The organism is Paucibacter aquatile, assembly GCF_002885975.1.
Lineage (GTDB): Bacteria > Pseudomonadota > Gammaproteobacteria > Burkholderiales > Burkholderiaceae_C > Paucibacter_A > Paucibacter_A aquatilis.
This window is the reverse complement of sequence record NZ_POSP01000001.1, coordinates 351,929-366,057: the sequence shown is the minus strand read 5'-3', so window position 1 is coordinate 366,057 and position 14,129 is coordinate 351,929. Positions and strand designations below refer to the sequence as shown.

General features: G+C 63.8%; 12 protein-coding genes. 8 read left to right on the top strand and 4 right to left on the bottom strand.

Annotated elements, in window-relative coordinates; all coding sequences use genetic code 11:
* Positions 1 to 461 precede the first annotated feature (461 nt).
* Complete coding sequence (locus C1O66_RS01655) at positions 462 to 1,541, bottom strand: IS110 family RNA-guided transposase (protein ID WP_102766601.1); 1,080 nt, start codon at positions 1,539 to 1,541, stop codon at positions 462 to 464.
* A 174-nt stretch (positions 1,542 to 1,715) separates the two neighbouring features.
* Here C1O66_RS01655 and C1O66_RS01650 point away from each other — a divergent pair, with 174 nt between their 5' ends.
* The 7 genes from C1O66_RS01650 to C1O66_RS01625 all read left to right on the top strand — a co-directional run bounded on the left by C1O66_RS01650 (position 1,716) and on the right by C1O66_RS01625 (position 6,099).
* On the top strand, positions 1,716 to 2,183 hold the full coding sequence (locus tag C1O66_RS01650; RefSeq protein WP_102766253.1) for a hypothetical protein: 468 nt from the start codon (positions 1,716 to 1,718) through the stop codon (positions 2,181 to 2,183).
* A gap of 66 nt (positions 2,184 to 2,249) precedes the next feature.
* A complete protein-coding gene (locus C1O66_RS23495) occupies positions 2,250 to 2,801 on the top strand; it encodes a hypothetical protein (protein WP_165794418.1) in 552 nt (183 codons plus the stop codon).
* Between the two features lie 99 nt (positions 2,802 to 2,900).
* Positions 2,901 to 3,752, top strand: coding sequence for a DUF1444 domain-containing protein (locus C1O66_RS01645; RefSeq protein WP_207795877.1), 852 nt, complete (start codon positions 2,901 to 2,903; stop codon positions 3,750 to 3,752).
* A gap of 122 nt (positions 3,753 to 3,874) precedes the next feature.
* A complete protein-coding gene (locus C1O66_RS23490; protein ID WP_133155061.1) occupies positions 3,875 to 4,477 on the top strand; it encodes a hypothetical protein in 603 nt (200 codons plus the stop codon).
* 137 nt (positions 4,478 to 4,614) lie between these two features.
* Entirely contained in the window at positions 4,615 to 4,926 is a 312-nt protein-coding gene (locus C1O66_RS01640) for a DUF5076 domain-containing protein (protein WP_102766252.1), read from the top strand.
* A 319-nt stretch (positions 4,927 to 5,245) separates the two neighbouring features.
* The gene (locus tag C1O66_RS23485; protein ID WP_133155060.1) at positions 5,246 to 5,749 is read left to right on the top strand and encodes a DUF6265 family protein; all 504 of its coding nucleotides are present in this window, start codon (positions 5,246 to 5,248) and stop codon (positions 5,747 to 5,749) included.
* Between the two features lie 62 nt (positions 5,750 to 5,811).
* The gene (locus C1O66_RS01625) at positions 5,812 to 6,099 is read left to right on the top strand and encodes a hypothetical protein (protein ID WP_102766249.1); all 288 of its coding nucleotides are present in this window, start codon (positions 5,812 to 5,814) and stop codon (positions 6,097 to 6,099) included.
* Positions 6,100 to 6,124: 25 nt separating this feature from the next.
* Here the strand turns inward: C1O66_RS01625 and C1O66_RS01620 are convergent, their stop codons facing one another.
* The 3 genes from C1O66_RS01620 to C1O66_RS01610 form a co-directional block, all read right to left on the bottom strand.
* Positions 6,125 to 7,996, bottom strand: a complete 1,872-nt coding sequence (locus C1O66_RS01620; protein WP_102766248.1) for an HDOD domain-containing protein — start codon at positions 7,994 to 7,996, stop codon at positions 6,125 to 6,127.
* A 161-nt stretch (positions 7,997 to 8,157) separates the two neighbouring features.
* Positions 8,158 to 9,999 carry an HDOD domain-containing protein gene (locus tag C1O66_RS01615; protein WP_133155059.1) on the bottom strand — a complete coding sequence of 614 codons (1,842 nt, stop codon included), beginning with the start codon at positions 9,997 to 9,999 and terminating at the stop codon, positions 8,158 to 8,160.
* Between the two features lie 197 nt (positions 10,000 to 10,196).
* Positions 10,197 to 12,020 carry a M4 family metallopeptidase gene (locus C1O66_RS01610; protein ID WP_102766246.1) on the bottom strand — a complete coding sequence of 608 codons (1,824 nt, stop codon included), beginning with the start codon at positions 12,018 to 12,020 and terminating at the stop codon, positions 10,197 to 10,199.
* Between the two features lie 435 nt (positions 12,021 to 12,455).
* Here C1O66_RS01610 and C1O66_RS01605 point away from each other — a divergent pair, with 435 nt between their 5' ends.
* Positions 12,456 to 14,129: a M20/M25/M40 family metallo-hydrolase gene (locus C1O66_RS01605; RefSeq protein WP_102766245.1), complete on the top strand. Its 1,674-nt coding sequence runs from the start codon at positions 12,456 to 12,458 to the stop codon at positions 14,127 to 14,129.

The following is a 14,129-nucleotide window of genomic DNA, read 5'->3' as shown; positions in this document are numbered from 1 at the left end:
GCACTCAGCGCGAGAGGCGGAGCGCAGTTTGGAGGTTCCGCGAACCGTGTCGCTGGCTGTGCTCACGTCGCAATTGAAGGAGGTTCTTGCGCAAGTTGAGCCTCGGGAGGTCACTGCGCGTGCAGCGGCCTAACCCTTTACAGGGACTTCCCACCGCGTCAACACCGTCTCATTGAATCCCCCCGCAAGACCTGACCCCGATTGATCTGGATTGCACACGCCGACTCGGACGAAGGGCTGAACAGAGAACAGACTGCCACTCTACAGACGGCCTTGTTGCAGTCGCTGGCAGGTGCCCTGGCGCTGCGGACCCAGATACGAACCGCTCAGCAGGGCTCCATTCCATTCGCGTGGACTGGGTCCGAAGACCGCGCGCCACCACTGGTTAGTCGAGCTTGCCTGCTGCCGGTCTGACCTGTCAGTGCATCTTCTGTGTGTCGTCGTGCATGGAAGTTGGAGACTCAGCTCGGCATGGTGGCGCCGGGCTTGAGGCTGATGTGATGGGGATCGAAGCGCTCGCCGCGGGTCATGACGGCCCAGAGGATGCGGGCGTTCTTGTTGGCCAGGGCGACGACCGCCTTCTGCCAGCCCGAGCGCTCCTTGAGGGCCAAGACCCAACGCGAGATCGGATCGCTACGCGTGTGGGCGGTGTTGACCACGGATTTGGCGCCCTGGATCAGCAAGGTCCTCAGATAGGCATCGCCGCGCTTGGTGATGGTGCCCAGGTGAGGCTTGCCACCGCTGGAGTGCTGCTTGGGCACTAGACCCAGCCAGGCGCCGAACTGGGCTCCACTCTTGAATTGTCTGAAGTCCCCGACTGTGGCGACGGCCGCTGATGCGCCAACGGGGCCGATGCCCATGAGCTGCCCGGCGCGACGCACCTCCGGGTTCTCCTGCTCATGCGCGGCCAGTCGCTCGTCGCACCAGGCTAGGTGCTCGTCCAGCTCACGCCACTGCGCCTGCGCCCGGCGAAGCGTCATGCGGGCCAAGCCATTCATCTCGTTGGCGCCGTCCTCCAGCAGCTCGTCCAGCACCAGGCGCAGGGCTCTGGATCCATTGGGCACGGCGACACCGAACTCCAGCAGCAGGCCGCGAATGCGATTGATGCAGGCCGTGCGGTCCGCCTTGAGGCCTTCGCGCAAGCGATGCACGCACAGCAAGCTCTGCTGCTCGACGCTCTTGACCGGAACAAAGCGCATGTGAGGGCGGCTCGCCGCCTCGCAGATGGCCGCAGCGTCGTTGGCGTCGTTCTTGCCGCAGTGGCCCTCGGCGCGATAGGGGGCGGCCAGGTGAGCCGAGATGATGCGAGCATCCAGCCCCATCGCGCGCAGGGCCCGGGCCCAGTGATGTGCGCTGGAGCTGACCTCCATCACCACCATGCAGCCGACCTGCAACAGCGCACACCAAGCCAGGAACTTGTCGCGGGCCAGCGCCCGGTTCGTCAGCACGCGGCCACCGCCGTCAACGGCGTGCACTTGGATGACTCGCTTAGAGAGATCCACGCCTACGCGCACCGCTGGAACTTGGGTATTCTTGTCCATGGACTTCCCCTTTCGAAATGGCTGCAGATTGATGACCAACACCACCAATCTTGGCGCTTTGACGCCTTTGCCTGAAGGTGGGAAGTCCCTTCGCATTCCGCTCGAGCCGACTCGCGTCGGCAGGCCGCCGCTCGCGACTCAGCTTCAACGTTAGCCGTCTTGGCGCCATACCCGATGAACCTCATCCTGGAGAGGACCGACAGAGTTCCGTTCTTCACCGACATGCGAGCTACGCTGCATGCGTTGGGAATCTCGGCATCAGACTTCGATTGGTACTTGAGTGACGTCGAGACCAACTACTACGGCGAGGACTTCTCGCCTCAAGACCAATGGATCACTGGCGTCGAGCTCCGTCGCCTGCTTGAATGCAATGAAATCCAGTTCATCTGGGCTGTGTTCAGTGCGGTGCCAGTTGGCCACCGTCCTACCGTACTTGCTGCCCCGTACGTCCAAGGCAACCCGGACTTCTGGACTGGCTCCGAGGTTGGGCCGCAATTGCAAGGTGCAGTCTTTGAGATCGCTTGCTGGGACAGCAGCGCCACCATTCTTGTTGGCCTTCCTGAGGTGGCTCAACAGCGCTTCTTGGCCGCCTTCCCTGAAACTGATTCGATTCAAAATGCAGTACTTCGAAGAGCCGGCTAACCTGTCGCTTGAGCCGACTCGCATCGGCAGGCCGCCGCTAGCGGCTCAGCTTCAACGTTATCCATCATGAGCAGCCTCTGTCGTACAGCGTTAGCTCGTGTCTGCACGTTCGCGATAGTTTGTCCGAGCTTGGCCCTCGGGGCGGAGATCGCACAAGTAGTGCCCCGCACCGCTCCATACGCCGTCTCTTCGCCAATCTGCTTACGTGGCGACTTCGTGGGTTTAGCAATTGGGCGGCGCTTCGATCCATCGCAACTTGAAGTCATCGCAGAGAACGTTGGGCGCTCGAATGGCGCAAGAGTCATCACTTTCAGGCCAAAGCTGGACGCTGAATCAGGGGTCCAGTACCGTGCGGTTGTCGAGCCTCGTGCCGAGAAGGTTGTGATGCTTCAGTTCACCATCTGGTTGGCAGATTCAAGTTTGATTGACCGCCATATGGAACTGCTAATGCAGACCTACTCATCGGCCGGCTTTCCTTCGGAGCGAGACGGTGCATTTCATCGCCACGAAAAGGAAGCTCATGTGATTGTCTCGGCTCAGAAGGGACCAAGTGGAATCCAGATTGCCTGCAACTCCGATTCGTTCGACTGGCTTGCTCCGAAAGTGTCGGGCGGCTAACCGGGGGCGACGGCATGACGGATAACCTTTCACTGCAGCGGACGGCTCCGCCGCCCGCCGAGCTCACACGTTAGGCTTCACAACCCCACCATCTTCGACATGCCAACCTTTCGCAAAGCCCTCGCGCTCTTTTTGCTCGCACTTGCAAGCGCGACTCATGCCCAAGAAGTTCCGCGCGACGAGCCAGGATTCACTGACTACGTGGCCAAGATGCTCCGCAAGGAAGTCGGCGATGAAGCTGTTGTTATCAAGGGGCCCCTGACACTTGGGCTCGGTGAACTTCAGGCGAATCTGGATCGGGTCTTCGGGTTCTGCAGGAACAACACTTCGGGCTGTCCTGTTGAACTTGAACGCTACATCAAAGGCGCGGCGCAGGTCCATAAAGAGCGGAACACTCCGCCGAGCAAAGACTCAGTACGGGTTGTATTGCGGACAAGCCAGTACGTTCAATCAGCTCAAGGAAGCGTTGGCGGTTCGGGACCAGCGCAGATCCAACCTCGCCCCTTCGTTGAGGGCTTGGTAGCACTCCCAGTTATTGATACGCCACGCGCAATTCGAATGCTTGGGGACAAGGACAATGAAAGACTGGGGTTAACAGCCCAAGAAGTATTTGATCTCGGGCTAGAGAATCTACGCAAGAGCCAGAAGCCGCTCATGGAAGTCGCCAAAATTGCTGGAGGCGGGCAGATCGGCCAACTCGTTGGTGATTCTTTCTACCCTAGCCGCCTGCTACTGCTTGATACCTGGGCTCCACTCGCGAAGGAGCAGGGTGGTGTGCTTATCGTCGCAATTCCAGCGACCGATGCGGTGTTCTATATCAGCGAGGACACACCAATCGCAATTGACGCACTGCGCGCACTCGTGAAGAATATTCAATCGCGCGCGCCGAACCGGCTTTCGAGCGCATTACTTCGCTGGAAGGCAAGCGGGTGGGAGTTGGTGCCCCAGTGAAGCCTAACTGTTCGCTCAACCGGACCGTTGCGGCGTGTGGCTAAAAGCCCAGAATGAAATGGCGGGCTTTTAGCCACACGCCGCAACGGTCCGGTTAGCTCAAACGTTAGGCAGCACCAGGCATGCGTGAGTTCCCACCAATCAATCGTCAGGCAGAAGACGCTGCGCTCCAGACTCTTTTCTTTCGCGACAGTGAGTTTGAAGGCCGGTCTTGCAGGCTCAGCATTTCCAACTACTTGGCTTTTCTGTCCATGCGAGGTTCGGAGATTCAGGACGAAGTTAACAAACTTCGTAATGCACTCACACAGCCTGATCCGGCACATCTTGAGCGTGACATCGTGTCGTTGCTGCACGCACGAAATTGGAGGTTTCATAACATCGCATGTGTCGCCATTGCGTGTACCGGCGCATCCGAGTCCCTTCTAGCTGAACTATGGTCTTGCATCGCAGCGGGCAGTTGGACTTCGCCACAACTTGCCGCTACGGCTGCCTACGTCGATCCGGAGTTTCGGCAAAAGGCTACTCGTCTCATTGAAGATCACCGAACCTATTACAAGTCCATAGTTTCCCTTGGGGCGCTTCTGTCGGAATTGGCGCCCGAACTCCCTTCCTCTGAGGCTGCCCGCGCGTGCCTCGACCTAGCGGCTACCATCGATCGCGACGAATCGGGAAGTATCGCCACTAGCTGGAGAAAGAACCTTGCAGAGGCGTTCAGTGCTGCCTAACCCGGCGTTCGAGCCGACTCGCAACGACTGGTCTCTCCAGGCCTCCATTTCATTCTGGGCCTTCCGCGCCCAGCCGCCTCTCGCCGCTCAACTTCAACGTTAGGCCGCAAGCAATCCATCAGCCTTTGTCGGACTCAATGAAAACACTCGTGATACCGCCCGCCGCTCAGCGGGACGAAAACTCAATACAAATGCTTAGCGCTTGGATCGCTGAGAAGGGGTTTCATTGCACGCTGAACATCGGGCACTTTGATGTTCATGATCACAATGAAGCAGAGGCATGGGGAATTTATCTTGCCGATCTTGTGAGGCACATTGGAAACGCAAGGGCCGAACGGCGCGGGGTGCCTGCGGCCGAAACGGTCGCAGCAGTTGTTGCCGCGCTGAGCAACGAGCTGGACCTACCAACCTCGAAAGTCGTGGGTGAGTTTCATGTTGGGCATTCGTAGGCCTAGGCCGGTGGGCTTCGGCGAGAGTCAGCGGCCTAACCTGTCTAGTAGGACTTCCTTTCGAGTCAATCAATAAATGGCTGGTGTTCTTTTGCTAGTGCTTAATTTGCGCGGGCTGCATAAGGGCGCCGATGCGCCGGGCTCTATTCGCTCGGCGTGACCGTGAGGTCGCAGACGGGTTATCGAGTTGACCGGGCATCGGCGCTGACCGGATTTGGGAATCGTGCGCTGCTGGGGCACTGAGCAAGACAGACTGCATTTCTAGTAGCGGGCTTGTTGCCACGACGCCGCCGATGAACCGCGGAAGGACCGCTTCTCCATGCGATACCCCAGCATCGCCACCTTGGCCACCCTCACCGCACTGACAGCGCTTTGCCTGACTTCGGCGGCCCAGAGCCAGGAGGCGCCCTTGTCGTCATTGCGTTGGATGTCCGGCTGTTGGGCATCGGAGTCGGGCGAGCCGGGCTCCGGCGAACATTGGTTGCCGCCGGCCGGCGGGAGCATGCTGGGTGTCGCCCGGACGGTGAAAAAGGGCAAGACTGTGGCGCATGAGTTCTTGCAGATCCGGCTGAATGCCGAAGGTCAGATCGTGTACATCGCCCTGCCTTCAGGGCAGAAAGAGACGACCTTCACGGGCACAAGCGTCAGCGAAACCGCGGTCACATTTGAGAACCCGCAGCACGACTTTCCGCAGCGCATCAGCTACCGCGCACTGCCCGGTGATCGCCTGCTCGCGCGAATCGAAGGCCAACGCGGCGGCGCCCTGCGCGGCATCGACTTTCCAATGAAGCGCGTTGCTTGCGAAGCATTGGCAGGCGGGTGATTCCACACAAGTTGCGCCAACCACAAGCCATGGCCAGAAGCCACGCCAGCTGAACCCCGGCGATGAATTCGCAACTCAGCGCCGACCTCTTGCTCTTCTTGGGCACCTGGCTGCTCAGCGCACTCGCCGTGGCAGGCTTGCACCGCCGCGAATTCAAACGCTCGCCGGACAAGGCGGCGCGCTACCGCGCCCTGCCGTTTCGCTACAAAGCACTGTGCTGGCTGCTGGTCCTGCCCCTGTTTGCGGGCAGCCTGCTGAACGGGTGGCTGCTGCTGCCGGCGCTGGGCTCGCTGTACCTGGCTGAGGTCCTTTGCCTTCGCTGGTACCGCAAAGCCGGGCTGTGGCACTAGCTTGCCCCACAAGGCAGACGGCGACTCAGCCTTTGCTACTGCTGCCACCGCCGCCGCCATTACCGCCGCCAAAGCGCATCGCCATCACCACCTGGTTGCGCAGAGTCTTGAGCAGGGTCAGCTCGCGCTCGCTGATGTGCAAGGTGCCGGCCTCGGCGCGGTCGCAATAAAAAGCGCCCAGGACCTGGCCGCCGGCGACCAGGGGCAGCAGAACAAACGTGCCGGCGCGCACCTGCTGGCGGTGCCAGGCGGGCAGGCGCTGGGCGATCACGGGATCGGAGCTGTCGGAGATCAGGGTGTCGGCGCCCTTGCTGCAGAGCAGGCCGAAGAGCTCGGTCGGCGGCGCCAGCGGGATGTCGAACAGGGGCGCCAGGGCTGTGGCGCGCTCGCCCAGGCCCATGCGGCCCTTGAGGTAAGCGCCGTCGGCATCACGCAGGCAGACGATGACGCGCTGCAGCTTCAGTGCGGCATGCATCTGCTTCATGCACAGCTGCAAGAGCTGGCCCGGCGCGGCGCCGGACAAGACCATTTCGCTGAGCTGCTCCAGGGCGCTGGACAAGGCCTCGGCCATGGCGGGGTTGGAGGCGGCCGGGCGGGAAGTCGCAGGCGTGGCTGGAGGTGCCGGCCGTGCGGCCATAGCGGGTGCCTGCGCCGCAACGCCCGCCCGCGGCTTGTGTGCCTGGAGTGCTTTGGGGTCCGCGGGCTTGGGCTTGGCTGGGCCCGGTGCTGCCACGACAGGGCCAAAACCCAAGGTCTTGGCCAGATCGTCCCAGACCTGTTTGACGCTCTCCACCGCCTCGGGCAGGGGCTCGGGGTCCAGGCTCAGGGGCACGGCCAGCTCGGCAGCGAAGCGCTCGACACAGGCTTTGCGCGCCTCGGCGCGCTCCTCCGGCGTGCCGCTGTGCGGCAGCTTGAGCAGCTGGGCAGCCAGGGTGTTGGCCGCGGTGCAGAGCACGCGCTGGTATTCCTCGGGGCTGCAGGCACGCTCGAGGTTGCTGGGCCGCAGCGTGCGCATGCCCACGCGCACCGATTCCGGCCAGCCCCACTGACGCGCCACCTCGACGGCGATCTCTTCCAGACCCTGACCCCATTGCTCGCGGGCCAGCTGCTCGCGCATGGTCTGCCACTCCAGGCCGCCCTCCTCCAGGCCTTTGGCGTGCAGCGCGGCCTCGATGACCTCCATGTCCTCGGCGAAATGCAGGCCGGCCAGCATGCCGCCCAGGTTCTGGAACAGGGCAATCAGGTAGGCGCCATCGAGCTGCTTGCTGCTGTTGCAGAACTGGTGGGCCAGCAGGGCCGCCAGCTGGGCGCGGCCGAACTCCCCGCGCAGGCGGTTGCCATCGGCGCCCTTGGGCAGGCGCTCGAACAGCATCAGCGAATTGGCCACCATGCCAATGGTCTGGAAGCCCATCAGCGCCACGGCGCGCTGCAGGCTGGTGATGTTGCCGCCGCCTGCCGAGCTGTAGAAGGCGGCATTGACCAGGCGCAGCAACTTGGCCGTCATGGCCACATCGTCGGAGATGGCGCCGCTGAGAGCGCGCGCGTGGGCGGTCTCGGAGCGGGCGATCTTCTGCAGCAGCCGGGTCGAGTCTTTCATCGAGGCGAAATCGGCGTGCTTGGCGATGCGCTGCATCAGGCGCTGCAGGCGGGCCTCGCGCTCGGCGGCGGCCTGGGCTTCAGCCTCGGCCCGGGCTTGCTCGGCGGCCAGGCGTTCGGCCTCGGCACGCTCCGCGGCCAGCCGAGCCGCCTCTTGCTCGGGGTCGAGGTCAAGGTGGGGATCGGGGTCAGGCAAGACCTGACCCTCGGAAGCGTCGAGCTCTGTGTGGCGGTAGGACGAAGGAGCGGAGGAATCGGCGGTCGCGGTGGCGATGACTTCAGGGCTGGAGTCGAGATTCATGGAGGTGTGAGGGCAGCAGGATCAAGCGCAGCGGATGACAGACCCTGCTACATCGGCCGCACCACGCCGAACTCAACACCCAGGCCGAAGAGCTGCCCCGCTTTGTGCACTGTGCACTGTGCACAAGGCCTGGCCCCACCGCCAGGCCGCCAAGCCCCCCTTCAGCCCGGTGCCGCCCCGCCAAAGCGCATGGCCATGACCACCTGGTTGCGCAGGGTCTTGAGCAGGCGCAGCTCGCGTTCGCCAATCTGCAACCGGCCGGCCTCGGCCTGGTCGCCGTAAAAAGCGCCCAGCACCTGCTCGCCCGCCACCATGGGCAGCAGCACAAAGGTCTGGGCACGCACCTGCTTGGCGTACCAGGGCGGCAAGCGCTGGGCGATGACGGGGTCGGAGGCGTCGGAGATCAAGGTGTCGGCGCCCTTGCTGCAGAGCAGGCCGAACAACTCGCTGGGCGGTTTGAGCGGGATGTCGAACACCGGCGCCAGCTCCTGAGCGCGCTCGCCCAGACCCATGCGGCCACGCAGGCCGCCGCTGGCGGGGTCGCGCAAGCAGACGATGACGCGTTGCAGCTGCAAGGCCTCGTGCATCTCCTTCATGCACAGCTGCAGCAGCTTGGCCGCCGGGGCGCCGGAGAGCACCAGATCGCTGACGCGCTCCAGTGCCGCCGACAAGGCCTCGGCCATGACCGGATTGGCGGCTGCGGCCGGCACCGGCGCGCGCGCGGGCGCCGGTGCGGCTTCAGGTGCTTTGGCGGGCGCCACAGGCTTGGCGGCGGCAGGCTCGGGGGCTTTGGCCCCGGGTTTGGCGGCAGCCGCTTTGTCCGAGCCCTTGTCGGCCGGCTTGCCCTTGGCCGCGGGCGCCGGCACCGGGTCGAAGCCCAGGGCTTTGGCCAGATCGTCCCAGACCAACTTGACCTGCTCGACCACACCGGGCAGCACCTCGGGGTCCAGGCTCAGGGGCACGCCCATTTCGGCGGCGAAACGCTGCACGCAGGCTTTGCGTGCCTCAGCTTTTTCCTCGGCCGTGCCGCCACCCGGCAGTCGCAGCAAATCGCCGGCCAGACGGTTGGCGGCGGTGCAGAGCACGCGCTGGTATTCCTCGGGGCCGGCCGGTCGCTCCAGGCTGCTGGGCGGCAGGCTGCGCATGGCAGCACGCACCGATTCGGGCCAGCCCCAGCTCTTGGCCACCTCGACGCCGATCTCTTCGAAGCCCAGGCCCCATTGCTGGCGGGCGAGCTTCTCGCGTTTGTCGTGCCAGGCGGGTTCGCCCTCAACCAGACCCTCTTCCTGCAAGCGCGCCTCGATGGCGGCGGTGTCTTCAGCGAAGTGCATGCCGGCCAGCATGCTGCCCAGGTTCTGGAACAGGGCGTTGAGGTAGGCGCCCTCGATGTGTTTGCTGCTGTTGCACAGCTCATGGGCCAGCAGGGCCGCCATTTGCGCACGGCCGAATTCCTGACGCAGGCGGTTGCCGTCGGCGGTCTTGGGTAGGCGCTCGAACAGCATGAGGGAGCTGGCCACCATGCCGATGGTCTGGAAGCCCATCAGGGCCACGGCCCGCTCCATGCTGGTGATGCTGCCGCCGCCGGCCGAGCTGTAGAAGGCGGCATTGACCAGGCGCAGCAGTTTGCCGGTCATGGCGATGTCGTTGGAGATCTCGCCCGTCAGGGCCCGGGCATGGGCTTTCTCGGAGCGGCTGATCTTCTGCATCGAGCGCACCGAGTCCTTCATCGTGGCGAAGTCGGAATGCGCGGCAATTTTCTGCATCAGGCGTTGCAGGCGCGCCTCACGTTCGGCGGCTTCTTTTTCCTCGGCCTCGCGCTGGGCGGCCAGGCGCTCGGCTTCCTCGGGGTCGGTGACCGGGGCCGCCTCGGCGCCGGGTTCCTGCGCTGCAGCCTCCGCCGTGGGTGCATCAGCGTCCGCGGGGGCGGTGGCGGCAGCAGCAGCTGGCGCTGCAGCTGCGGCAGGCACGGGGGCGTCGGGGTCTTGCGGTCCAGCTTCAGTCATGGGGCGATGCGTGGTGGCTGACGGTCGAGGAACGGGGCGGCAGCCATCTTCGCACCAGTTCCGCCGCAGGCCAAAGCGCAATCAAGGGCGCAGTTGCGCCGCAAAAAAGAAAGCCGGCCCTGCGGGAGGCAGGGCCGGCTTGGCTGCGGACATGAGGCGGGCGGCGTCAGCAGCCGGCCGCCCACAGGCCTTCAGACTCAGTTGTGGTTGGCCACCAGGCTGGTGTTCGTGACTGCAGAGTATGCATTCAGGAGCAGGTAGTAGGTGCCGGCCTTGGGGGCTGCCACGGTGATGGTTTCGGTGTTGGTCGAACCATCGGATTTCTTCTCGTAGCTGGTGGTGGTCGGGGCCGAGCCGAACTTCAGGTAGATGTCGCCATCACCCGAGCCACCCGAGAGCTTGAAGCTCAGGTTCGTGGCACCGGCCGGCACCACCAGGGTGTAGGTCAGTTTGGCACCCTTGGCCAGGCTGATGCCGGTCTTGGCCACGCCCTTGGTCAGGGGGATGGTGGCCGGGGGCGGCGTGGTGCCGCAGCTGACGCCCACGGCCGAGAAGGCTGCCGTCACATCGGCGACGGCATAGCCGCGCGCCGTTGCTGCCTTTTCGACACCGCATGCGCCTTGGTTGAAGGTGCTGCTGGCCGTCCAGTGCAGGCGATTGGCATCGACCATCACTTCAAAGGCCTTGCGGGTGTTCCAGCCCGGCTTGGTGGCCAGCAGGTAGAAGGCCTTGTTGTACACACCGCTGGACAGATGCACGTCCAGGCCGTTGTAGTACTTGCTGGCGTGATCGATGGAGCGGCCGTCCTGGGTCGGGTTGGCGAAGTAGCGCAGAGCGCCGGTGCCCTTGAAGATTTCCGAGCCGACCAGCCAGTCGTTGGTGCCCTTCATGAAGTACTCGGCGGCTTCACCGGCCATGTCGGAGAAGGCTTCGTTCATGCCGCCCGACTGGTTGGAGTAGACCAAGCCCGAGTTCTGCTCGGTGAAGCCGTGGCTGACTTCGTGCGCGGACACATCCAGCGAGACCAGGGGATAGAAGGTGGTCTTGCCGTCACCGAAGTGCATGGCCGAGCCGTCCCAGAAGGCGTTCTCGTAGCTGCTGCCGTAGTGCACCTTCATGTACAGGGTCTGGCTGATCGGGCGGATGTTGAACCAGCCTTGGTACATATTGAAGACCACATTGCCGAAGTAATGTGCGTCGTTCAGGGGCGAGTAGGCGCCGTTGGTCAGCTTGTACTCGTTGCGCGGGCAGGTGAACTTGAAAGGCGTGCTGCCGCTGGTGCCGCCCTTGAGGTCGACCGTGATGACGTTGCCGCTGTTCATCTGGCAATCGTTGGTCACGACCAGGGGACCGTAGGTGGTGCCGTACTCGTACTTGCCGGTCTTGGTGTTGCCGCCGGGGCCGGTGGCGTTGGCATGGTTCAGGCCTTCCCACTGCTCAAGCACGGCGCCGCTGTTGGCGTCGATCAGCAGGTGCGGACGGCTGGGCTCATCGCCATGGCTGGTCAGGAAGGAGACCAGGTAGACCAGCTGGGCCACATTGCGCTCATTGAGCTTGACGAAGAGCTTGACCTGCTCGTTGCTGGTCTTGCCCACCTTGGATGCGTCCTTGGCGCGGCTCTTGGCGACGGCCAAGACGGCTTGCTCGCTCAGGCTGGGCTGCACATGACCCAGGTCCTGGTTGATGTTGCGAACCAGGGCACCCGAGAAGGTCGGGGTGCGGCTGCCCTTGGGCAGGTGCTCGACCACGGCCTCGCCCCAGATGGGCACACCTTGGTAGTGCTGCTCGTAGCGGGTGACGACCAGACCGCTGGCATAGGTTTGGCTGCGCAGGGGCTTGAGTTCGTCGGCAGCCAGGCCCAGAGCGGCCGGGCCGGTGACGCCGCGCGCGGCCACCAGGCCGACACGCGCCAGATCGGCGCCTTCGAGTTCGACGCGGTCAGCCGCCATGGCCTGGCAGGCCAGAGAAGCCGCGGCGGCCAGCAGGGCACCGCGGGTCAACAGTTGGAAACGTGCTTGCATGTGTTGGACTCCTAGGTTTGTCGGAGGCTTGTCGGCCCCCTTTTGCTTGTGGACCCGCCAGCGCCAAAAGCAGCGCCGCAGGCCGGCAAGGTCAAACCCTGGATCGCAAGGCCGTGCCCCTTACCGTCTGACCGCTTCAACCCGCCTGCCAAGCCGTTTCGACTCCAGTACCCGGGCCGGCTGCCCGCAAGGGCGGCCGGTCAGTGGGAGCGAATCCTAGTTACGGGCGGCTTCCGCACAAGCTGTAAGAACTGACATCCGCATTCGCCCCAATTTCAGATTGAGACAGCTGGCGAGATGGTTGCGCGCTCGACCGGTCTCACACCCGAAACCGGCCGAAACGCGGTGCCACCGATTCCTCGCGAAGCCCCGCCCCACCCTCGGCGCGCTCGCCGGCAACCGCCTGCGCCACATACCCACAAGGAGACCTTCACCATGTCCACCCTCCCTCGCTTCCCGGCCCGCCTGGCCCCGGCCCTGGCCGGTCTGATTCTTCTGACCGGCCTGCCTTTGAGCAGCAACGCCCACGATGCGGCCAAGGCCGGCAAAGCGGCCACCCCTCTTGCCGCCAGCGGCAACAAGGTCTGGATCAGCCTCGGCGACGCCGCTTTCCGTGAGCTTCAAAAAGTTCAACCCAGCGCCAGGCCAGCGGCCAGCGTCAAGGCCCTCGCCTCGCTGAGCGGTGCCCTGGAGCAGGCCAGCGATGGCCGCGCCATCAGCGATGACACCGGTGCCCGGCCGGCCGAGCAGGTGCATCTGCTCGAAGTGGATGAGTCCTTGCTGAACGAGTTGTCGGCAGCCGTGCATGAAACGCTCAAGCGCTGCGGCGGCTATATGTTCCATGCCAACCAGGCCGAAGGCATGCGCACCTTGAACGCCTTGAGCCGCCCCATGCAGGCACTGGCGACGGTCACCCGGCCCAGCTATGTGATCGACCAGCAAGCCCTGATCACGCCCATGCTCTCGCAGATGCAGGCCAGCAATATCGGGCAAACCATTCTGGATCTCTCGGCCAACACCAACCGTTACTACACCACCAGCGGCGGCACCAATGCATCGAACTGGTTGAAGAACCGCTGGTCCTCGCTGGCCGGCGGCCGCAGCGACATCACGGTGGAACAGTTCACCCACGCCAGCTGGCCACAGAAATCGGTGATCCTGACCTTCAAAGGCACGGACAACGCCGCACAGGTGGTGGTGCTGGGCGCTCACTTGGACTCGATCGCCGGCTCCGGCACGGGCGAAACCACGCGCGCACCCGGCGCCGATGATGACGCCTCCGGCGTCGCCAGCCTGACCGAGATCATCCGCACGCTGACGGCCAATAACTTCAAACCTCGGCGCACCATCAAATTCATGGCCTATGCCGCCGAAGAAGTGGGCTTGCGTGGTTCGGCCGAGATTGCGCGCAGCTTCGCCGCGGCCAACACCAATGTGGTGGGCGTGATGCAGCTGGACATGACCAACTACAAGGGCGCCGCGAACGACATCTACATCTTCACCGACTACACCGACGCCAGCCAGAACACCTTTGTCACCAACCTGATCAAGACCTACCTGCCCACACTCAAGATCGGCACCGATCGCTGCGGCTATGCCTGTTCGGACCATGCCAGCTGGAACGCTCAGGGCTACTACGCGACCATGCCGTTTGAGGCCTCCTTCTCATCCAGCAACCCCCGCATCCATACGGCGAACGACACCTATGCCAACACAGGCAGCAATGCCGAGCACTCGCTCAAGTTCGCACGCATGGCCCTGGCCTATGCCGTCGAGCTGGGCGCAGACGGCCCCGGCACGCCGCCACCTACCGACAAGGTGGAGAACTTCAATGGCAGCCTGACCAAGAACCAGACCAAGAGTTTCGGCCCCTTCAAGGTCAAGGCGGGTGGCACGCTCAAGGCCAGCACCACCGGCACCGGCGACATCGATCTGTACGTCAAGAAGGGCGCGGTGCCCACCACCAGCAGCTTCGACTGCAAGAGCGATGGCAGCACCGCCACCGAGACTTGCAGCGTTCCCGCCACAGCCAACAGCGATGTCTATGTGCTGCTGAAAGGCTACACCGCGGGCAACTACCAGCTGACGGTGAGCTACACGCCGCAGTAA